This is a genomic window from Variovorax sp. Soil_C_12, assembly GCF_057657375.1.
The window spans coordinates 1-20,709 of record NZ_JBDGIO010000025.1 but is presented as its reverse complement, the minus strand read 5'-3'; the positions used below and the strand labels follow the sequence as shown (position 1 = coordinate 20,709).

Annotated in this window: 16 protein-coding genes and 2 tRNA genes; 1 reads left to right on the top strand and 17 read right to left on the bottom strand. The window is 66.6% G+C overall.

Annotated features, from left to right (window positions below; all coding sequences use genetic code 11):
* Window positions 1-1,413, bottom strand: a complete 1,413-nt coding sequence (locus AC3A6X_RS34665) for an FAD-binding oxidoreductase (RefSeq protein ID WP_487846408.1) — start codon at window positions 1,411-1,413, stop codon at window positions 1-3.
* A gap of 155 nt (window positions 1,414-1,568) precedes the next feature.
* Between AC3A6X_RS34665 and AC3A6X_RS34660 the strand changes: the two genes are divergently transcribed.
* Window positions 1,569-2,252 carry a GntR family transcriptional regulator gene (locus AC3A6X_RS34660; protein ID WP_487846407.1) on the top strand — a complete coding sequence of 228 codons (684 nt, stop codon included), beginning with the start codon at window positions 1,569-1,571 and terminating at the stop codon, window positions 2,250-2,252.
* A 74-nt stretch (window positions 2,253-2,326) separates the two neighbouring features.
* On the opposite strand, the gene AC3A6X_RS34655 is transcribed toward AC3A6X_RS34660, so the two are convergent.
* The 16 genes from AC3A6X_RS34655 to AC3A6X_RS34580 form a co-directional block, all read right to left on the bottom strand.
* Window positions 2,327-2,402, bottom strand: a tRNA-Phe gene (locus AC3A6X_RS34655).
* A gap of 78 nt (window positions 2,403-2,480) precedes the next feature.
* Entirely contained in the window at window positions 2,481-3,179 is a 699-nt protein-coding gene (locus AC3A6X_RS34650; protein ID WP_309974159.1) for a response regulator, read from the bottom strand.
* Window positions 3,180-3,245: 66 nt separating this feature from the next.
* Window positions 3,246-5,573 carry a sensor histidine kinase gene (locus tag AC3A6X_RS34645; protein ID WP_487846406.1) on the bottom strand — a complete coding sequence of 776 codons (2,328 nt, stop codon included), beginning with the start codon at window positions 5,571-5,573 and terminating at the stop codon, window positions 3,246-3,248.
* Complete coding sequence (locus tag AC3A6X_RS34640; RefSeq protein WP_309974155.1) at window positions 5,570-6,172, bottom strand: DUF4390 domain-containing protein; 603 nt, start codon at window positions 6,170-6,172, stop codon at window positions 5,570-5,572. Before AC3A6X_RS34640 ends, AC3A6X_RS34645 begins: the two co-directional genes overlap by 4 nt.
* Window positions 6,173-6,182: 10 nt before the next feature.
* Window positions 6,183-7,556: a 16S rRNA (cytosine(967)-C(5))-methyltransferase RsmB gene (gene rsmB / locus AC3A6X_RS34635; RefSeq protein ID WP_487846405.1), complete on the bottom strand. Its 1,374-nt coding sequence runs from the start codon at window positions 7,554-7,556 to the stop codon at window positions 6,183-6,185.
* A 29-nt stretch (window positions 7,557-7,585) separates the two neighbouring features.
* Window positions 7,586-8,179: a LemA family protein gene (locus AC3A6X_RS34630; RefSeq protein WP_487846404.1), complete on the bottom strand. Its 594-nt coding sequence runs from the start codon at window positions 8,177-8,179 to the stop codon at window positions 7,586-7,588.
* A gap of 83 nt (window positions 8,180-8,262) precedes the next feature.
* Window positions 8,263-12,501, bottom strand: coding sequence for a DNA-directed RNA polymerase subunit beta' (rpoC, locus tag AC3A6X_RS34625; RefSeq protein WP_309974149.1), 4,239 nt, complete (start codon window positions 12,499-12,501; stop codon window positions 8,263-8,265).
* A gap of 18 nt (window positions 12,502-12,519) precedes the next feature.
* Window positions 12,520-16,644: a DNA-directed RNA polymerase subunit beta gene (gene rpoB, locus AC3A6X_RS34620; RefSeq protein ID WP_487846403.1), complete on the bottom strand. Its 4,125-nt coding sequence runs from the start codon at window positions 16,642-16,644 to the stop codon at window positions 12,520-12,522.
* 251 nt (window positions 16,645-16,895) lie between these two features.
* Window positions 16,896-17,273, bottom strand: a complete 378-nt coding sequence (gene rplL / locus AC3A6X_RS34615; protein WP_106559733.1) for a 50S ribosomal protein L7/L12 — start codon at window positions 17,271-17,273, stop codon at window positions 16,896-16,898.
* A 39-nt stretch (window positions 17,274-17,312) separates the two neighbouring features.
* Window positions 17,313-17,846, bottom strand: a complete 534-nt coding sequence (rplJ, locus tag AC3A6X_RS34610; RefSeq protein WP_309974146.1) for a 50S ribosomal protein L10 — start codon at window positions 17,844-17,846, stop codon at window positions 17,313-17,315.
* A 291-nt stretch (window positions 17,847-18,137) separates the two neighbouring features.
* A complete protein-coding gene (gene rplA / locus AC3A6X_RS34605; RefSeq protein ID WP_487846402.1) occupies window positions 18,138-18,839 on the bottom strand; it encodes a 50S ribosomal protein L1 in 702 nt (233 codons plus the stop codon).
* Window positions 18,840-19,271: a 50S ribosomal protein L11 gene (gene rplK, locus AC3A6X_RS34600; RefSeq protein ID WP_007831051.1), complete on the bottom strand. Its 432-nt coding sequence runs from the start codon at window positions 19,269-19,271 to the stop codon at window positions 18,840-18,842. It abuts the gene before it with no gap.
* Window positions 19,272-19,412: 141 nt separating this feature from the next.
* Window positions 19,413-20,009, bottom strand: coding sequence for a transcription termination/antitermination protein NusG (nusG, locus tag AC3A6X_RS34595; RefSeq protein ID WP_309974135.1), 597 nt, complete (start codon window positions 20,007-20,009; stop codon window positions 19,413-19,415).
* Window positions 20,009-20,392, bottom strand: a complete 384-nt coding sequence (gene secE / locus AC3A6X_RS34590) for a preprotein translocase subunit SecE (RefSeq protein WP_309974133.1) — start codon at window positions 20,390-20,392, stop codon at window positions 20,009-20,011. The genes nusG and secE overlap by 1 nt, the downstream gene beginning before the upstream one ends.
* Before the next feature lie 143 nt (window positions 20,393-20,535).
* Window positions 20,536-20,611 (bottom strand) — tRNA-Trp (locus AC3A6X_RS34585).
* A gap of 15 nt (window positions 20,612-20,626) precedes the next feature.
* Window positions 20,627-20,709: EF-Tu C-terminal domain-related protein (locus AC3A6X_RS34580; protein WP_487839816.1), on the bottom strand; the 83-nt coding region annotated here is incomplete at its 5' end.

The following is a 20,709-nucleotide window of genomic DNA, read 5'->3' as shown; positions in this document are numbered from 1 at the left end:
TCACACCACCTTGCCCGGGTTGAGCAGGCCCGCGGGATCGAGGGCGGCCTTGAGCGTCTTCATCAGCGCGATCTCCTCGGGACTGCGGGCATGGCCGAGCCAGCGCTTCTTGACCGTGCCGATGCCGTGTTCGGCCGACACGGTGCCGCCGAACTCGCGCACCAGGCCGTAGATCACTTCGTCCATCGCCTCCTTGGGCTGATGCTCGATCGACAGGCCGGGAACCCAGGCCACCAGGTGCAGGTTGCCGTCGCCGATGTGGCCGTAATAGACAGCCTCGCAGCCGGGGATGCGCGCGGCCAGTGCGGCTTTGCAGGCTCGCACGTAAACGTCCATCGACTTCACGGCCAGGCCGACGTCGTAGGAGACGTGTGGCCCGAGCGTGGGGAAGAACTCCGCGCAGGCGTCGCGCAGCGCCCAGAAGGACTGCGTGTCTGCTACCGACTGGGCGACTGCCGCATCGGCCAGTGCGCCCTCCTCCATCAAGCGCTCGAGCCAGCGCTGGAAGCGCGGGCCGTCGATGGCCTCGTCGGTTCCCTGGACCTCGACCAGCACGTAGTGGCTGTGCTGCGTGCCAGCTGCGAGCGGGTCGCGCACGCCGACCCGCTGGGTCACCACCTGCCAATAGTCCGGCCACATCACCTCGAAGGCTGAGAGCAGTGGCCCCAGTCCGCCGCGCGCGGCGGCCAGCAGGCGCACCACGCCGTCGTAGTCGGGCAAGGCGCACAGTGCCGAGAGCGTGCAGCCCGGCTGGGGATGCAGGCGCAGCACGATCCGGGTGATGATGCCCAGCGTGCCCTCGCTGCCGATGAACAGGTGCTTGAGGTCGTAGCCGGCGTTGTTCTTCAGCATCTTGTTGAGGCTGGTCATCACCGTCCCGTCGGGCAGCACGACCTCGAGGCCGAGCACCAGCTCGCGCGCCATGCCGTAGCGGATCACGCGGTTGCCGCCCGCATTGGTCGACAGGTTGCCGCCGATGGCGCAGGAGCCGCGCGCGCCGAGATCCAGCGCGAAGTAGAAGCCGGCTTCGGCCGCCGCGCGCTGCACCAGCTCGAGCGGCGTGCCGGCGCGCACCGTCATGGTGGCGCTTGCCGGGTCGATCTCCTCGATGCCGACCATGCGCTCCAGCGACAGCGCCACCCAGCCGTCTTCGGGCCGGGCGCCGCCGCACAGGCCGGTGAGCCCGCCCTGCGGCACCACCGGCAGGCCGGCCTCGCGGCAGGCCACCAGCGCGGCGGAGACGCCCGCCGCATCGACCGGCCGCACGACGGCCAGCGGAAGCGTGGGCGGCTGGGTGCTCCAGTCGTTCCGGTTGCGCTGGGGCACCTCGTCGCCGAAGAGCACCGCGGAAGCGCCGAGTTGGTCGCGCAGTGCCAGAAGGCTCGACGGGACGGCAGGAGAGATGGACGTCATGATTCTCGGTCTGGGAGGACCGGCGAATCATCTTGTATGTAAGGCACTAAGGCACTAGTACTTATCCGAACTGTCCCGGCCTTCGGAGGTCGGCTATAAGCCCCTGACTGCCCCTGACTGCCCGAACCGACTCTTTTTCAGCCCCTAATCGCACCGTGCCCCCATCCAACCGACTCAAGATCGAAGCCCCCAAGTCCCTCGCGACGCTGGTGGCGCAGCGCCTGCGCGAGGCCATCATCGACGGCGAGTTCGCGCTGGGGGAAATGATTCCGGAGGAGACACTGGCAAGCTCCTTCGGCGTGAGCCGTACGCCGGTGCGCGAGGCGCTGAATCAGCTGCAACTGGCGGGATTGGTGGTGATCCGGCCCCAACGCGGCAGCTACGTGTTCGAACCGACCGAGTTCGACATTGCGGCCATCTGCGAATTCCGCTGTCTGCTCGAGCCGCGCGCGGCCGAACTTGCGTACCGGAACGCGCGCGAAGCCACCGCGGCGGCGCTGCAGGCCGCGATCCGCGAGATGGAGGAGGCGCGCGCCGCACGCGACGCGGTGCGCTACGGCCGCGCGGACACGCGGCTGCACGAAGCCTTCTTCGAGCATTGCGGCAATCCGTACATGCAGGCCGCCTACGCCACGGCCGCAACCAAGATCGCGACGCTGCGCACGCACCTGTCCGCGCCGGCGGACGTGCTGCGCGCTGCCGGCTTCGAGCAGCACTCGAAGCTGCTGGCGCTGTTTCGCGCGGGTGAGTTTGCGGAGTTCGAGGCGCTGATGCGCACGCACGTCACGGGCACGCGCAACAGCTACGTCGCCAGCCTCAAGTCGCGTGCCGCTGCATGAGGCGTGCGGAGGGCGATCAACGGCGGATGTAGAAACGCCCCAGAACCCGATCGGGCGCTGGGGCGCATGAAGACTGGTGGCCTGGGGCGGAATCGAACCACCGACACGCGGATTTTCAATCCGCTGCTCTACCAACTGAGCTACCGGGCCTTTACGCCAAGACTGCTGGCGAATCGGTTGGTGTCGTGCGACCCGACCGAGCTAGCGTGCCTTGTGTGCAGCCCGCGATTATACAGTGCCGCGGCGGCCCCTCGACAGATCGACGCCGAGTTGCTTCAACTTGCGATAGAGATGCGTGCGCTCGAGGCCTGTTTTCTCGGCCACGCGGGTCATCGATCCGTTCTCCATCGCGAGATGGAATTCAAAGTACGCCTTCTCGAAGCCGTCGCGCGCATCGCGCAGCGGCCGGTCGAGATCGAAGCTCTGCATGGCCTGCGGGCCCGTGTCGATCGCCGGGCCTTGCGGAGCCGCAGGCACCAGCGCGTTCTCGCCCATCGTGGTGACCACGGTGGCGAGGTTGTTCGCGGTCGTCGGGACAACGCTGGCGGCAGCGCGGCGCGCGGTCTCGCGCGCCAGTCCCTGCTCGACCGCCTTCAGCAGCTTCTGCAGCGTGATGGGCTTCTCGAGGAAGGCAAAGGCGCCGATGCGCGTGGCGTCGACCGCGGTGTCGATGGTGGCGTGGCCGCTCATCATGATCACCGGCATGCTCAGCAGACCGGCGGTGGACCATTCCTTGAGCAACGTGACGCCATCGGTGTCAGGCATCCAGATGTCGAGCAGAACGAGGTCGGGGCGCGCGCGCTGCCGCGCGGCACGGGCCTCGGCCGCGTTTTCCGCGAGCTCCACGTTGTGGCCTTCGTCGTTCAGAATTTCGAAGAGCAGGTCCCGAATGCCCAGCTCGTCGTCGACCACGAGGATGTTTGCCATGAATGCTTGTGTTTTATGCGCCGGTATGGGGTTCGCTTGCCGACCCGCCGCCGCACGTGCAAACGCTCAGGCGACGGGCGAAGTCGAGTCTTTGGCGTGAGCGAGCGCTCCCTGCGCCTGGCCAGCCAGGGCGAATGATAACGAGACTTGTGCCCCGGCCACAGCCCCGTCCACGATGCGGTTGGAAAGTTCGATGCGCGCACCATGCTCGTCAGCGATCTTCTTAACCACCGCGAGCCCGAGCCCGGTGCCCTTGGTCTTGGTCGTGACGTAGGGCTCGAAGGCGCGCTTGAGGATGTTCTCGGCGAAGCCGGGCCCGCTGTCCTGCACCGTGAGCCGCACGCGCTGGCCCGAGTCGGCCAGTCGCGTGCGGATGACGACTTCGCCTGGGCGCCCGCTGCCGTGGGCTGCGACTTCGGCAGCGTCCTGCGCGTTTTGCAACAGGTTGTGAATCACCTGGCGGATTTGCTGTGCGTCGGCGCGGATCGGCGGGCAGCGCTCGTCGAGCTCGCAGCGCAGCGTGATGGGCGCGTTCTCCGCGGCGTAAAGTTGAAGCACGTCGGCGACCAGCGCATTGAGGTCCACCGCCTTCAGATCCGCCGCCGGCAGCCGCGCATAGTCGCGGAACTCGTTGACCAGCCGCTTCATCGCGTCGACCTGGTCGACGATGGTCCGGACTGACTTGGTGAGCACCGCCTCTTCGGCGGGGGCGACCTTGCCGCTGAGCTTCATCTCGAGGCGCTCGGCCGAGAGCTGGATGGGCGTGAGCGGGTTCTTGATCTCGTGCGCCAGGCGCCGCGCCACTTCGCCCCACGCCTGGGCGCGCTGGGCCGACACGATCTCGGAGATGTCGTCGAACACCAGCAAGCGAGCCTCGCCCGGCAACTGCGCACCGCGCGCGACGATGTTGACCGCGTCCTGCGACAGGCCCTCGCCGCTGGTGTGCAGCTCGAAGGCATGCTGCCAATGGTCGAGGCCATGCTGCAGGTGCTCGACCTCGAAGTCGTCGAACTGCTGCTGCACGGCCTGCCCGAACTCGGCCAGCCCGGGCACATCGACCAGCGGCTGGCCCTCGTAGGCCGCGAGCGGCGCGCGCAGCACGCGCGTGGCGCCAGGGTTGGTGGACAGCACGACGCCACGCGGGTCCAGCACCATCACGCCCGAGGTCAGGTTGTCGAGGATGGTCTGCAGGTTGGCGCGCGCCGCATCGAGCTCGCCCAGGGTCTTCTCGACCGCGGCGCGGGCCTCGGCCAGCTGCTGGGTCATGACGGCGAAGGAGCGCGTGAGGCCGCCGAGCTCGTCCCTGCCCTGCACCACCGCGGTGGGCCGCAGATCGCCGCCGGCCACCTGGCGCACCCCGTCGGCGAGCACGAGCAGCGGCCGCGCGAGCTGGGTGCCGAACAGCACCGCGAGGAGCACCGCGCCGAACACGGCGAGAAAGAGCGACAGCGTCAGGGTGCCGATGTACATGCGGCGCAGGCCCTCGCGCGCCAGCGCCCGCTCCTGGTACTCGCGATTGGCCTCCTGCACCGCCAGCGCGTTGGCCACCACGGCCGGCGGCACCGGCTGCGTGACCTGCAGGAAGCGCGGCTCGGTGCCGAAGTCGAAGCCCGGCCGCTGCACCAGCGCAAGGGCGCGCACGCTGGCGGGCGGCGGCACCGCGCTGCCGGGGGCGGGGCTCTCGTCCAGTCCCTCGATATGGGCGATGGCGCGGTCCGCCCGCACCTGGCGCAGCTGCTGCGGCGAGGGCCGGTCGGGATTGAGCTGGAAGCGCGAGGCGCCCGCACCGGCGATCAACTGCCCGTTGCCGGTCCAGAGCACCACGTCGGTGGCACCCAGCTGGTCGCGGATGCGCTCGAGCACCAGCCCGGCACTGGTGTCGGGCACGTCGGCGAGCTGGGTGCTGGCGCTTCGCACCTTGCTCACCAGGTCGTCGGACAGCGAGTCGAGCGTGGCGCGTCCCAGGTTCAGGCCGGCGTCCAGCGCGCCTTCGACCTTGACATCGAACCAGCTCTCGATCGAGCGCGCCACGAACTGGTAGGAGACCACGTACACCAGCGCGCCGGGAACGACGCCCACGAGGGCGAAGATGGCGGCCAGCTTGATCAGCAGGCGGCTGCCGAACTTGCCCTGGCGCAGCCGCCGCAGCAGGCGAAAGGCGACCCAGGCGAGCACCAGCGACAGCACCACCGCCACCACCACGTTGATGCCGAACAGGCGCGCGTAGTTGCGCTCGTAGAGCTCGCGGTTGTTGGTGGACTGGGCGAGCAGGAACATCAGCACCAGGCCGACCGCCGTGACCAGGAAGGCACTGACACCGATGGCCCAGCGGGTTGCGCGGGCGCGGCTGGCTGCCGACGATCTGCCGGCGCCAGCGCGAGAGTCCTTGCTCACTTCATCTTCTCCAGCGACAAGCGCGCGCTGCGCTCGACGGAGATGTTCCAGTCGGCCTGGCCGACCACGCCGATCTGGAAGGGCCGCGGCAGTTGCGAGGTGTCGAGGCGGAAGCGGAAGCTCACCGGGTGGGGGCCCTCCTCGCCGATCTCGGAGATGTCGCCGAGCCGCAGCCGAGCCACGCGCCGCACGCCGTCAAGCGCTTCCGAGAGGGTATCGAAATTCTGGTTCAGCGACACGCCGAAGCCCGAATTGGTGATCGGCACCGGCGAGACATTGAGCCGCCAGCGCCGCGTGAGCGGCTGGTAGGCGAGGCGCATGTGGCGCGTGGCCTGGGCGACTTTCTGGTCGGTCCAGTACCAGCGCTCGCGGTAGAGCTCGGCCTCGGCGACGAAATAGATTGCGATGCCCTTGTCGAGCACCTCCTCGACCAGGTTCGGCAGCTCGAACTGCACCTGGGCGTTGAGATAGATGCCATCGTCCGCCTGTTCGAGCTTCAGTTGGCTGACCGACGCACTCTTGGCGGACTGTGCCGGCGCCGTGGCCGGCCAGCAGGCCAGGAGGCAGGCCAGCACCAGCAGGGCGGCCAGCCATCCCATCCCGCGGTCTTCAGCGGGGCGGTTGCTTTTCGAGCAAGGCGTAGAAAAAGCCGTCGTGGTCACCCAAGGCATTGTCCGGGACGCCACGGGCAATCCCCCCGCTTTGCGGCAGCAAATGCCCCGGCGAGGGCAGCAAACGGGCGTCGGTGTTGTGCGCAAGGAACGCATCGATCTGGTGCGCGCCTTCCTCCCTGAAAACCGAACAGGTGCAATAGAGCAGGCGCCCGCCTTCCCGCACCAGGGGCCAGAGCGCCGCCAGCAGCATGGCCTGCAGCAGTGCCAGTTGCTCGGTGTCGCTTTCGCGCCGCAGCCAGCGCACGTCGGGATGCCGGCGCACGATGCCCGAGGCGGTGCAGGGTGCGTCGAGCAGGATGGCGTCGAAGGTCTGGCCGTCCCACCAGTCCTTCGGCCGACCCGCGTCGGCCACCACGACCTTGGCGCGCAGGCCGAGCCGGACCAGGGTTTCGTCGATGCGGCGGCTGCGCGCAGCATCGACCTCGAGCGCGGTGAGCTCGAGGGCGTCGGGTCCGGCCAGTTCGAGCAGGTGGGCCGTCTTGCCGCCGGGCGCCGCACAGGCGTCGAGCACCCGCAGCGGCGCGGCACCCGGCGCGGCGCCGAGCAGACCGTCGAGCAGCAGGGGCGCGGCGAGTTGGGCGGCGGCGTCCTGCACCGAGCAATGCCCCTCGGCGAAGCCCGGCAGCTCCTGCACCGGCCGGGCGCGCAGCAGCTGCAACCCGGCCGCGGCCACCGGGACCGCCTGCAGGCCCGCGGCCACCAGCGCCGCCTGGTAGGAAGGCCGGTCGCCTTGGCGGGTGTTGACCCGCAGCGTCATCGGCGCCTGCGTGTTGTCCGCCGCCAGCACGCGCTGCCAGTCGCGCGGATGGTCACGGCGCAGGCGCTCGATCCACCAGCGCGGGTGGTTCCATTGCGCGACCGGCTCGCGGTCCGTGGCGGCCACCAGCTCCTCGCGCTCCCGCAGGAAGCGGCGCAGGCAGGCGTTGACGAAGCTGGCTTGCGCCCGCGTGCCGGGATTTCGCTTGGCGGCCTCGACCGTCTGGTCGACCAGCGTGAAGGGCTCGTACGGGGCCTGCGTGGCATCCCAGGCCAGCGCCAGGGCGGTGCACAGCAAGGCATCGGCGGCCGGGGGCGGCGTGCGCTTGGCCAGTTGCCGGCGCAAGGCCTCGGCGCGCCCGAGCCAGCGCAGCACCTGGAAGCCCAGCGCCTGTACCCCCGGCCTGAGGGCCGGCGGCACGGCGTCGAAGGCCACGGTGCCGGAAACGCCGCTGCGGATCGCGGCCAGCGCGACCGCGGTGAGCTGCAACTGGCGCCAGAGCGGCGGCCCGAGGGCCTCCGAGGCATGAAGAGCGTCTGAAGAGTCTGTCAACTTGGAATCGATGATGAGCAAAAGCGATGTCAGCGCAAAGGCGCCGCCGGTCGCAACTGCATGATCCACGCCACCAGCACCGCAGGGAACTGGGCGATGGCCGCGTTGTAGTGCGCCACCGCCTGGTTGAACTGGTTGCGCGCGATCTCGGCGGCGGCCGAGGGCTCGGGCCAGGCGATCGGCGCCGCGGAGCTGTCGTCCCGGCCGTTGAGGGAGGCAGGCCGCGACAGGGTACCGTCGGCCTCGAAACTGACCACCGCATCGGGATGCAGCCGCTGCCAGGCACCGAGCATCACGTGCAGCGCCGTCGCCAGCGCAGCGATGCCGGCAGGGTCGAGCGGCTTCAGGCGCGTGGCTGCCAGCAGCGTCACCAACTGGGCGGCAGACGCCTGCAGCGCGGCATCCTCGCGGCCGGGGCCGTGCGGAACCTGCGCCGTCGCGCCCCCCTCGGCCAGGCGCGCCTGCACGAAATCGATCTGCCGCACCAGCGCGGCGTCGAGCGCCGCATAGGCCTGCAGGGCCCCCGAGCGCAGTCGCACAATGCGGTTGTAGGCGCCGACGAACCAGAAGAGCGCGACTGCCCCGAGGATCCACCACAGGAGCGAATCGGGCACCCCGCTCACGAAAGCCTCCCCCAGAAAAAAGCCCCCGATCCGCGGGCGGAAGGGGGGCGTTCGAGACCGGTCATGCCGGCGATGCTAACCAGTTATTCGGTCGCAGCGCCTTCGCTGGCATCGACCGTGCTCGCGTCCTCGGCCGAGGCGGAGGCGCTGCCGGAGAGTTCGGCGGCTTCCGCTTCGGCGATCGCGCGGCGCTCGGCCTCGTCCATCGCGTCCTTGACCTTGCGTGCCTGGTGGTAGGCCATGCCGGTGCCCGCGGGGATCAGGCGGCCGACGATGACGTTTTCCTTCAGGCCGCGCAGCTCGTCGCGCTTGCCCATGATCGCGGCTTCGGTCAGCACGCGCGTCGTTTCCTGGAACGAAGCGGCGCTGATGAAGCTGTCGGTCGAGAGCGATGCCTTCGTGATACCCAGCAGCAGGTTGGTGTAGGTCGCGGGCAGCTTGTCCTCGGCGCGCAGGGCGTCGTTGGTGTTGAGGATTTCGCTGCGCTCGACCTGCTCGCCGGCGATGTAGTTGGCGTCGCCGGGGTTCTCGACCACGACGCGTCGCAGCATCTGGCGAACGATCACCTCGATGTGCTTGTCGTTGATCTTCACACCCTGCAGGCGGTACACGTCCTGCACCTCGTCCACGATGTAGCGCGCCAGTTCCTCGGAACCCAGCAGGCGCAGGATGTCCTGCGGATCGGCCGGACCGTCGACGATCGACTCGCCCTTGTTCACCACCTGGCCTTCGTGCACCAGGATGTTCTTCTCCTTGGGCACCAGCTCTTCCCAGACCTTGCCGTCCGGGTCGGTGATCTGCAGCCGCACCTTGCCCTTGGTTTCCTTGCCGAAGGACACGGTGCCGGTCATCTCGGCCAGCATGCCCTTGTCCTTGGGCGAACGGGCTTCGAAGAGCTCGGCCACGCGCGGCAGACCGCCGGTGATGTCGCGGGTCTTCTGGCCTTCGACCGGAATGCGCGCCAGCACTTCGCCGGGGCCCACGTCCTGGCCGTCTCGCACCTGCACCAGCGCACCGACGGGGAAGCCGATGGTCACCGAGTGGTCGGTGCCCGGGATCTTCACCTCGTTGCCGGCGACGTCGATCAGCTTCACCTGCGGGCGCACGACCTTGGCCGCGCCGCGGCGCTTCGGATCGATGACCACCAGGGTGGACAGGCCCGTGACCTCGTCGACCTGCTTCGCGACCGTGAGGCCTTCCTCGACGTTCTCGAACTTGGTCTTGCCGGCGAACTCCGTGATGATCGGGCGCGTCAGCGGGTCCCAGTTGGCCAGCACGTGGCCGGCCTTGACCTGCTGGTCGGCCTTGACCGCCAGCGTGGCGCCGTAGGGCACCTTGTGGCGCTCGCGCTCGCGGCCGTGCTCGTCATGGATGACGATCTCGCCCGAGCGTGCAATCACCACCAGCTCGTTCTTGCTGTTGGTCACGTAGCGCATCGTGGCGTTGAAGCCGATCACGCCGTTGGACTTGGCCTCGACGCTCGACGCCACCGCCGCACGCGAAGCCGCGCCGCCGATGTGGAAGGTCCGCATCGTCAGCTGCGTGCCGGGCTCGCCGATCGACTGCGCCGCGATCACGCCGACCGCCTCGCCGTTGTTGACCAGGCCGCCGCGGCCGAGGTCGCGGCCGTAGCACTTGGCGCACAGGCCGAAGCGGGTCGAGCAGGTGAGCGCAGTGCGCACCTTGACCTCGTCCACGCCTTCGTTCTCCAGCGCTTCGATCACGTCCTCGTCCAGCATGTCGCCGGCCTTGGCCAGCACGGCACGCGTCTCGGGGTGCAGCACGTCTTCGGCCGCGGTACGGCCGAGGATTCGCTCGCGCAGCGACTCGATCACTTCACCGCCTTCGACGATGGCCCGCATCACGGTGCCGTCCATCGTGCCGCAGTCCTGCTCGATCACGACCAGATCCTGCGTCACGTCGACCAGGCGGCGCGTCAGGTAGCCGGAGTTCGCGGTCTTCAGCGCGGTGTCGGCCAGGCCCTTCCGGGCGCCGTGGGTGGAGATGAAGTACTCCAGCACGTTCAGACCTTCGCGGAAGTTCGCGGTGATGGGCGTCTCGATGATCGAGCCGTCCGGCTTGGCCATCAGGCCCCGCATGCCGGCCACCTGGCGGATCTGCGCGGCGGAACCGCGGGCACCCGAGTCGGCCATCATGTAGATGGAGTTGAAGGACTCCTGCTCCACTTCCTTGCCGTGGCGGTCGGTGACCTTCTCCTTCGAGAGCTTGGACATCATGACCTTCGACACTTCGTCGCCGGCCTTGCCCCAGATGTCCACCACCTTGTTGTAGCGCTCGCCGGCGGTGACCAGGCCCGAGACGTACTGCTGCTCGATCTCCTTCACTTCCTTGGCGGAGCGTTCGATGATGCCGTGCTTCTCGGAAGGCACCAGCATGTCGTCGATGGCGATCGAGATGCCGGCCTTGGTCGCCAGGCGGAAGCCGTTCTGCAGCAGCTTGTCGGCGAAGACCACGGTCTCCTTCAGGCCGCACTTGCGGAAGGAGGCGTTGATGAGCTTGGAGATTTCCTTCTTCTTCAGCGCCTTGTTGATGTTCGAGAACGGCAGGCCCTTCGGCAGGATCTCGGACAGCAGCGCACGGCCGACGGTGGTGTCGACCAGCTCGATCCTGGACGTGAACTCGCCCGAGTCCTTGTCCTTCGTGTACTCCTTGATGCGCACGCTGACCTTGGCGGTCAGCTCCACCACGTCGGCGTCGAGCGCGCGCTGGACTTCACCGATGTCGGAGAAGACCAGGCCTTCGCCCTTGCCGTTGATGCGCTCGCGCGTCGTGTAGTACAGGCCCAGCACCACGTCCTGCGAAGGCACGATGGAGGGCTCGCCGCTCGCCGGGAACAGCACGTTGTTGGAGGCCAGCATCAGCGTGCGGGCTTCCATCTGCGCTTCCACCGACAGCGGCACGTGCACGGCCATCTGGTCGCCGTCGAAGTCGGCGTTGAAGGCCGCGCAAACCAGCGGGTGCAGCTGGATCGCCTTGCCTTCGATCAGGATCGGCTCGAAGGCCTGGATGCCGAGACGGTGCAGCGTCGGTGCGCGGTTCAGCATCACCGGGTGTTCCTTGATCACCTCTTCCAGGATGTCCCACACCACCGGCGTGCCGGATTCGACTTCCTTCTTCGCGGCCTTGATGGTGGTCGCGATGCCCATGGCTTCCAGGCGCGAGAAGATGAAGGGCTTGAACAGCTCGAGCGCCATCAGCTTCGGCAGGCCGCACTGGTGCAGCTTGAGCGTCGGGCCCACCACGATGACCGAACGGCCCGAGTAGTCGACGCGCTTGCCCAGCAGGTTCTGGCGGAAGCGGCCGCTCTTGCCCTTGATCATGTCGGCCAGCGACTTGAGTGCACGCTTGTTCGCGCCGGTCATGGCCTTGCCGCGGCGGCCGTTGTCCAGCAGGCTGTCGACAGCCTCCTGCAGCATCCGCTTCTCGTTGCGCGCAATGATCTCCGGCGCCTTCAGCTCGAGCAGACGGCGCAGGCGCGAATTGCGGTTGATGACGCGGCGATACAGGTCGTTCAGGTCGGAGGTCGCGAAACGGCCGCCGTCCAGCGGCACCAGCGGACGCAGGTCCGGCGGCAGCACGGGCAGCACGTCAAGCACCATCCACTCGGGCTTGATGCCCGACTTGCGGAAGGCTTCCAGCACCTTGAGGCGCTTGGAATTCTTCTTGACCTTGACTTCGGAGCCGGTCAGGTCGCCGCGCAGCCTCTCGATCTCGCTGTCGAGCTCGATGCCCATCAGCAGGTCCTTGATGCCCTCGGCGCCCATCTTGGCGATGAACTCGTCGCCGTATTCCTTGCGCTTCGCGTCGTAGTCGTCCTCGGACATGATGCCGAACTTCTTCAGCGGGGTCATGCCGGGGTCGGTGATCACGTAGGCTTCGAAGTACAGCACGCGCTCGATGTCGCGCAGCGTCATGTCGAGCACGAGACCCAGGCGCGACGGCAGCGACTTCAGGAACCAGATGTGCGCGCAAGGCGCGGCCAGGTCGATGTGGCCCATGCGCTCGCGGCGCACCTTGGTCTGCGTGACTTCGACGCCGCACTTCTCGCAGATCACGCCGCGGTGCTTGAGGCGCTTGTACTTGCCGCACAGGCACTCGTAGTCCTTGATCGGGCCGAAGATCTTCGCGCAGAAGAGTCCGTCGCGCTCGGGCTTGAAGGTCCGGTAGTTGATGGTCTCGGGCTTCTTCACCTCGCCGAAAGACCACGAACGGATCTTCTCGGGCGAGGCCATGCCGATGCGAATGGCATCGAAATGCTCATCCGGCGTGAACTGCTTGAACAGGTCGAGTAGTGATTTCATTGACTCTTTCCCCTTCTGTTACGAACGCTCGAGCTCGATGTCGAGACCCAGCGAACGGATTTCCTTGACCAGCACATTGAACGATTCCGGCATGCCGGCTTCGATCGAATGTTCGCCCTTGACGATGCTTTCGTAGACCTTGGTGCGGCCCTGCACGTCGTCGGACTTCACGGTCAGCATTTCCTGCAGGACGTAGGAAGCGCCGTAGGCTTCGAGCGCCCACACTTCCATTTCCCCGAAACGCTGGCCGCCGAACTGCGCCTTGCCGCCCAGCGGCTGCTGCGTGACCAGGCTGTAAGGGCCGGTCGAGCGGGCGTGCATCTTGTCGTCCACCAGATGGTGCAGCTTGAGCACGTGCATGTAGCCGACCGTGACCGGACGCTCGAACTGGTCGCCCGTGCGTCCGTCGTACAGGTAAGCCTGAGTGCGCGTCGCGGTCAGGCCCTTGGCCTTGGCGATCTCGTCCGGATAGGCAAGCTGCAGCATGCCGCGGATTTCGTCTTCCGAGGCGCCGTCGAACACGGGCGTCGCGAAAGGCACGCCGGTCGACAGGTTGCCGGCCATCTCGAGCACGTCGGCGTCGCTCAGCTTGGCAAGGTCTTCCTTGCGGCCCGAGCCGTTGTAGAGCTTGTCCATGAACTGGCGCAGCTCGGCCACCTTGGCCTCGGCCTGCAGCAGGTCGCCGATGCGCTGGCCCACGCCCTTGCCGGCCCAGCCAAGATGCACCTCGAGCACCTGCCCGACGTTCATCCGCGAGGGCACGCCCAGCGGGTTCAGGCAGATGTCGCACGGCGTGCCATCGGCCATGTGCGGCATGTCCTCGACCGGAACGATCTTCGACACCACGCCCTTGTTGCCGTGGCGGCCGGCCATCTTGTCGCCGGGTTGCAGGCGGCGCTTGACGGCCAGGTAGACCTTGACCATCTTCAGCACGCCCGCGGGCAGCTCGTCGCCCTGCGTGAGCTTCTTGCGCTTCTCTTCGAACGCGAGGTCGAAGCTGTGGCGCGTCTGCTCCAGCGAGTTCTTGATCGACTCGAGCTGCGAGGCCACCTCGTCTTCCGCCGGGCGGATGTCGAACCAGTGGAACTTCTCGATCGACGAGAGGTACGCCTTGTCGAGCTTGCTGCCCTTGGCCAGCTTGTTCGGGCCACCGTTGGCGACCTTGCCGGTCAGGAGCTTCTCGATCCGGTCGAAGGCGTCGGCCTCGACGATGCGCAGCTGGTCGTTCAGGTCGAGGCGGAAGCGCTTGAGCTCGTCGTCGATGATCTGCTGGGCACGCTTGTCGCGCTGGATGCCTTCGCGGGTGAACACCTGCACGTCGATCACGGTGCCTTGCGAGCCCTGGTCCACGCGCAGCGAGGTGTCCTTCACGTCGGAGGCCTTCTCGCCGAAGATCGCGCGCAGCAGCTTCTCTTCGGGCGTCAGCGTGGTCTCGCCCTTGGGCGTGACCTTGCCGACCAGCGTGTCGCCGGGCTGCACTTCGGCGCCGACGTAGATGATCCCGGATTCGTCCAGGCGGTTGAGCTGCTGCTCGGCCAGGTTCGGGATGTCGCGGGTGATTTCTTCCGCGCCCAGCTTGGTGTCGCGCGCCATGACCACCAGCTCCTCGATGTGGATCGAGGTGTAGCGGTCTTCGGCGACCACGCGTTCGCTGATCAGGATCGAGTCTTCGAAGTTGTAGCCGTTCCAGGGCATGAACGCGACCAGCATGTTCTGGCCGAGTGCCAGCTCGCCCAGATCGGTCGAGGCGCCGTCGGCGATGACGTCGCCCTTGGCGATCGTGTCGCCGCGCTTGACGATCGGACGCTGGTGGATGTTCGTGTTCTGGTTCGAACGCTGATACTTGATCAGGTTGTAGATGTCCACGCCGACTTCGCCCGCCGCCGCTTCGGCGTCGTTCACGCGCACCACGATGCGGGTGGCATCGACATAGTCGACCACGCCGCCGCGGGTGGCCGTGACGACCGTGCCGGAGTCGATCGCGGAGACGCGCTCGATGCCGGTGCCGACGAAGGCCTTCTCGGGACGCAGCACGGGCACGGCCTGGCGCTGCATGTTGGCGCCCATCAGCGCGCGGTTCGCGTCGTCGTGCTCCAGGAAGGGCACCAGCGACGCGGCCACCGACACGATCTGCGCCGGCGACACGTCCATGTACTGCACGCGCTCGGCGGAGACCAGGATCGATTCGCCGGTCTCGCGCGCCGACACCAGGTCGCCCGTCAGGCGGCCATCCTTGTCGAGCGCGGCGTTGGCCTGCGCGATCACGTACTTGCCTTCCTCGATGGCCGACAGGTAGTCGATGTCGTTGGTGACCTTGCCGTCCACCACGCGGCGGTACGGCGTCTCGATGAAGCCGTACTCGTTCAGGCGGGCGTACAGGGCCAGCGAATTGATCAGGCCGATGTTCGGGCCTTCAGGCGTTTCGATCGGGCACACGCGGCCGTAATGCGTGACATGCACGTCGCGCACTTCGAAGCCGGCGCGCTCGCGGGTCAGACCACCCGGGCCGAGGGCCGAGACGCGACGCTTGTGCGTGATCTCGGACAGCGGATTGGTCTGGTCCATGAACTGCGACAGCTGCGAGGCGCCGAAGAACTCCTTCAGCGCGGCCGAGATCGGCTTGCTGTTGATCAGGTCGTGCGGCATCAGCGGCTCTTGCTCGGCCTGGCCCAGACGCTCCTTGACGGCCTTCTCGATGCGGGCGAGGCCGGTGCGGTACTGGTTCTCGGCCAGTTCGCCGACGCAGCGCACGCGGCGGTTGCCGAGGTGGTCGATGTCGTCCACTTCGCCGCGGCCGTTGCGCAGGTCCACCAGGATCTTGACCACGGCGAGGATGTCCTCGTTGGTCAGCACCATCGGGCCGGTCGACTCGTCGCGGCCGACCTTGGCGTTGAACTTCATGCGGCCGACGCGCGACAGGTCGTAGGTGTCGGGGTTGTAGAACAAGCGCTGGAACAGGGCCTGCACCGCGTCTTCCGTCGGCGGCTCGCCGGGGCGCATCATGCGGTAGATGGCCACGCGCGCGGCGAACTCGTCCACCGTCTCGTCGATGCGCAGGGTCTGCGAGATGTACGCACCCTGGTCGAGCTCGTTGGTGTAGATGGCCTGCAGCTCCTGCACGCCGGCGGCGCGCAGCTTCTTCAGCAGCGCCTCGGTCAGCTCGTCGTTGGCCTTGGCCAGGATCTCGCCGGAGTCGGGGTCGACGATGTTGCGTGCCAGCACGCGGCCCACCAGGAAGTCTTCCGGCACGCTGATGTGCGTGGTGCCCGTCTGCTCGAGCTCGCGCGTGTGGCGCGCGGTGACGCGCTTGTCCTTGGCGACCACGACCTTGCCCGACTTGTCGGTGATGTCGAAGCGCGCGACTTCGCCGCGCAGGCGCTCGGAGACGAACTCCATCTGCGCGCCGCTGTCCATCAGGCGGAAGTTGTCGTTGACGAAGAAGTTCGCGAGGATCGATTCCGGGTTCAGGCCGATGGCCTTCAGCAGGATCGTCACCGGCATCTTGCGGCGGCGGTCGACGCGGAAGTACAGCATGTCCTTCGGGTCGAACTCGAAGTCCAGCCAGGAGCCGCGGTAGGGGATCACGCGGGCCGAGAACAGCAGCTTGCCCGAGCTGTGTGTCTTGCCCTTGTCATGCTCGAAGAACACGCCCGGCGAGCGGTGCAGCTGCGAGACGATCACGCGCTCGGTGCCGTTGATGATGAAGGAGCCCTTCTCGGTCATGAGCGGCACTTCGCCCATGTAGACCTCTTGCTCCTTCACTTCCTTGACCACCTTGGACTGCGAGGTCGAGGACTCGCGGTCGTAGATGATCAGCTGCACCTTGGCGCGCACGGCCGAGGCGAAGGTCAGGCCGCGAGTCTGGCACTCGCGCACGTCGAACGCCGGCTTCGCGAGGTTGTACTCGAGAAACTTCATCTCCACGAAACCGTTGTGCGAGACGATGGGGAAGGCGGCGTCGAATGCGGCCTGCAGGCCTTCCACGGTGCGTTTCTGGGGCGGGATCCCTGCTTGCAGGAACGCGGTGTAGGCGTCCTTCTGCATCTGGAGCAGGTAGGGAATTTCGACGACGCTGTCGCGATTGCCGAAGTTCTTTCGGATGCGCTTGCGTTCGGTGTAACTGTACGTGGACGTTTGGGCCATGAGAGCTCCGGAGCTTGAGATCTTCAGCGACTTGTCAGCAGCGCTTTCGCGCCACTGCTTGGCGGCTGGCCACTACCAGCCGTTGGCGGACAGTGATGCGTTGCACATCACCCGAACCAAGGGGTCTTCTGTAGTCGGGGTCAGAAGACACTCAAAAACCGGCTTGATCTTGGTCGGCTTTTGGGTGCGCTCTGAAAGCGGCAAAGGCTGGAGGGCCTTTCGGCACGCTCCAGCCCTGCGTGGGGACCGAATTACTTCAATTCCGCCTTCGCGCCGGCGTCTTCCAGCTTCTTCTTCATCGCTTCGGCGTCGGCCTTGGCCACGCCTTCCTTCACGGCCTTGGGAGCGGCTTCCACCAGGTCCTTGGCTTCCTTCAGGCCCAGGCCGGTGATTTCGCGCACGGCCTTGATCGCGGAAACCTTGTTCGCGCCGGCTTCCATCAGCATGACGTTGAACTCGGTCTTTTCCTCGACGGCAGCGGCAGCGGCACCGCCACCACCGGCGGCCGGGGCGGCCATGGCTGCGGCGCTCACGCCGAACTTCTCTTCGATGGCTTTCACCAGGTCGTTGAGCTCCAGGACCGTCATGCTGTCCAGCGCGGTCAGAAATGCGTCTTTATCGAATGCCATTTTTTGCTTCCTAAATATGTTGGGTGAAAAGTCGCGCGCTTACGCGGCGACTCCTTCTGCGGCCGGAGCCTCGGCCGGGGTTTCGCCGCCGCCACGCTTCTCGGCGAGCGCGGCCAGGACACGGGCCGTGCGCGAGATCGGGGACTGCATCAAGCCCAGCAGTTGTGCCAGCAGCACTTCCTTGGAAGGGATGTTGGCCAGTTGCTTCACGCCTTCGACGTCCAGGGCCTTGCCACCGAAGGCGCCGCCGCGAATGACCAGCTTGTCGTTGGTCTTCGCGAAATCGGCCACCACCTTCGCGGCGGCCACGGCATCCTCGGAGAAGCCATAGATCAGCGGACCGGTCATCTGGTCCCCGACGACTTCGAACGCGCTACCAGCGACAGCACGGCGTGCCAGGGTGTTCTTGAGAACACTCAGGGTCACGCCCTTGCTGCGCGCATCGTTGCGCAGACGGGTCATGTCGGCGACCGTGATGCCACGGTATTCCGCCATCACGAGCGTTTGAGCTTTTGCGGCGAGGCTGGTCACATCACTGATGACCGCTTCTTTCTCACTGCGATTCAGACTCAAGGTCTACTCCTTTTCAATGCATCCTTCGGCTTGAAGCCTCGGGACGCGCTTCATGCAGCGACCAACTGTTTCGGAAACGGATTCCTTGCAGCGGGATCGCCATCTGCGCTGGTTGCCTCGCGAAGGTCGAGGCGATTAAGTGCAGGCCCTCCTGCACGCCAGCGGTCTTGGATGGCCCGAGACAGCGCTTGCGCGCCGCCTCGACCCACCACATCGCCCCGCCGCCCTTTGACAGGCAGCGGAGCCGATCTCATTGGGGCCCTGCCGAGGCAAGGCCCGCCTTCATGCGCTTCAGCCCTGGGCCGAGATGGTCTGCGTGTCCACGCGGACACCCACACCCATCGTCGACGACACGGCCACCTTGCGCAGATAGATGCCCTTGCTCGAAGCCGGCTTGGCCTTGACCAGTGCCTCGATCAACGCGGCCAGGTTGCCCTGCAGCTTGTCGGTATCGAACGAACGGCGGCCGATCGTGCCGTGGATGATCCCGGCCTTGTCGACGCGGAACTGCACCTGGCCGGCCTTGGCGTTCTTGACGGCGGTGGCAACGTCGGGCGTCACGGTGCCGACCTTGGGGTTCGGCATCAGGCCGCGCGGGCCGAGGATCTGACCCAGCGCACCGACCACGCGCATCGCGTCCGGCGCGGCGATCACCACGTCGAAGGGCATGTCGCCAGCCTTCACTTGAGCGGCCAGGTCGTCCATGCCGACGATGTCGGCGCCGGCGGCCTTGGCTTCCTCAGCCTTGGCACCTTGGGCGAACACGGCCACGCGCTTGGTCTTGCCGGTGCCGTTGGGCATCACGACGGCGCCGCGCACCACCTGGTCGGACTTCTTGGCGTCGATGCCGAGCTGCACGGCCACGTCGATCGACTCATCGAACTTCGCAGTGGCGGCTTCCTTGACGATGCCGATCGCGTCGACCAGCGGGTACAGCTTGTTGCTGTCGACCTTGCCTGCCATCGCCTTTTGCTTCTTGGTGATCTTGGCCATTTACACGCCCTCCACATTCACGCCCATCGAGCGGGCAGAGCCGGCGATGGTGCGGACCGCGGCGTCCAGGTCGGCAGCGGTCAGGTCCTTCATCTTGGCCTTGGCGATCTCTTCGAGCTGCGCGCGCGTGATCTTGCCGACCTTGTCGGTGTGCGGACGTGCGGAACCCTTCTCGAGCTTGATGGCCTTCTTGATCAGCGTGATCGCCGGCGGCGTCTTGATGATGAAGGTGAAGCTCTTGTCGGCGAACGCGGTGATGACCACCGGCAGCGGCAGACCGGGCTCGACGCCCTGGGTCTGCGCGTTGAACGCCTTGCAGAATTCCATGATGTTCAAACCGCGCTGGCCCAATGCGGGGCCGATCGGCGGCGACGGATTGGCTTTACCAGCTGGCACTTGCAGCTTGATGAAGCCGACGATTTTCTTCGCCATGCTTTACTCCTTGCGGGTCATAGCGCCTTGGCCTTCTCGACCGCAGCTCCCCGGGGGTTGACGACTCTACGATTGATGTTTCCTGCCGAGTCGGGGGAGCAGAAAACCACACAAGTACGAGGTCAGGACACCTGGCCTTGTTCAGGTCTTTTCGACCTGGCTGAATTCGAGTTCGACGGGCGTCGCGCGGCCGAAGATCATGACCGACACGCGCACCTTGCTCTTCTCGTAGTTGACTTCCTCGACCGTGCCGTTGAAGTCGGTGAACGGGCCTTCCTTGACGCGCACGAATTCGCCCACGATGAACTCGACCTTGTGGCGCGGCTTCTCGGTGCCCTGCTGCATCTGGGAGACGATGTCCTCGACTTCCTTCTGCGAGATGGGGGCCGGCCGGTTCTTCGCGCCGCCGACGAAACCCGTCACCTTGTTGGTGTGCTTCACCAGGTGCCAGCTCTCGTCGTCCATGATCATCTCGACCAGCACGTAGCCCGGAAAGAAGCGGCGCTCGGTGGTGCGCTTCTGGCCGTTCTTGATCTCGACCACTTCCTCGGTCGGCACCAGGATGCGCCCGAACTTGTCTTGCATGCCGGCGCGATTGATGCGCTCGGTGATATTGCGCTCCACGGCCTTTTCCATGCCCGAGTACGCGTGCACGACGTACCAGCGCAGGTCGGGATTTGCGGGTGGCGCCAGCACGGGCGTCTGTTCCGGCGTTGTGTCGACGGCGTCGTCAGTCATCATTTCCTCCAGCCCAGAATGAGGTCGAAAAACACCCATTCGAGCGTCTTGTCCGTGAGCCAGAGGAAGACGGACATGACCGCGACGAAGGCGAACACATAGGCCGTCATCTGGATCGCTTCCTTGCGGGTCGGCCACACGACCTTCTTGACCTCGCGCCACGAATCGCGGCCGAAGGCCCACAACTGGCGACCGTTCTCCGAGCTCGCGAACGCGCCCACGGCGGCCGCCAAGCCCACCAGCAGGACGGCCCACTGCACGAGCGCGCCCTGGCGCGAGAGCAGGTAGAACGCCACGATGGCGCCCACCGCCAGCACGACAGCCACGGCCAGCTTGGCCTTGTCTGCGCCGGTGCTCACGGTTTCGATTTGAGAAGTAGCCATCCTGGGCTTTGTTCCTGTGGCCTTGCGGCCTCTTCAATTCATGGCGTCTTTCCAGACGCCGAAGCCCGTCAGGTCATGACGGGCTCATCGGGTTTCCTCAGCCCGCCGGTTTCGCGACGGGATTTCTCAACGCCACCTTCGGGTGGCAGGGGCAGTAGGAATCGAACCTACAACCTTCGGTTTTGGAGACCGACGCTCTGCCAATTGAGCTATACCCCTCCGCGAAATCTGTCGTTAGACGTCGAGGATCTTCGCCACGACGCCCGAGCCCACGGTGCGGCCGCCCTCGCGGATGGCGAAGCGCAGGCCTTCTTCCA

Coding starts and splice junctions, on each gene's coding strand:
- AC3A6X_RS34665 (WP_487846408.1), bottom strand. CDS start 1,413: ATGACGTCCATCTCTCCTGCCGTCCCGTCGAGCCTTCTGGCACTGCGC.
- AC3A6X_RS34650 (WP_309974159.1), bottom strand. CDS start 3,179: ATGGCAAACATCCTCGTGGTCGACGACGAGCTGGGCATTCGGGACCTG.
- AC3A6X_RS34640 (WP_309974155.1), bottom strand. CDS start 6,172: ATGGGATGGCTGGCCGCCCTGCTGGTGCTGGCCTGCCTCCTGGCCTGC.
- rpoC (WP_309974149.1), bottom strand. CDS start 12,501: ATGAAATCACTACTCGACCTGTTCAAGCAGTTCACGCCGGATGAGCAT.
- rpoB (WP_487846403.1), bottom strand. CDS start 16,644: ATGGCCCAAACGTCCACGTACAGTTACACCGAACGCAAGCGCATCCGA.
- rplL (WP_106559733.1), bottom strand. CDS start 17,273: ATGGCATTCGATAAAGACGCATTTCTGACCGCGCTGGACAGCATGACG.
- rplA (WP_487846402.1), bottom strand. CDS start 18,839: ATGGCCAAGATCACCAAGAAGCAAAAGGCGATGGCAGGCAAGGTCGAC.
- rplK (WP_007831051.1), bottom strand. CDS start 19,271: ATGGCGAAGAAAATCGTCGGCTTCATCAAGCTGCAAGTGCCAGCTGGT.
- nusG (WP_309974135.1), bottom strand. CDS start 20,009: ATGACTGACGACGCCGTCGACACAACGCCGGAACAGACGCCCGTGCTG.
- secE (WP_309974133.1), bottom strand. CDS start 20,392: ATGGCTACTTCTCAAATCGAAACCGTGAGCACCGGCGCAGACAAGGCC.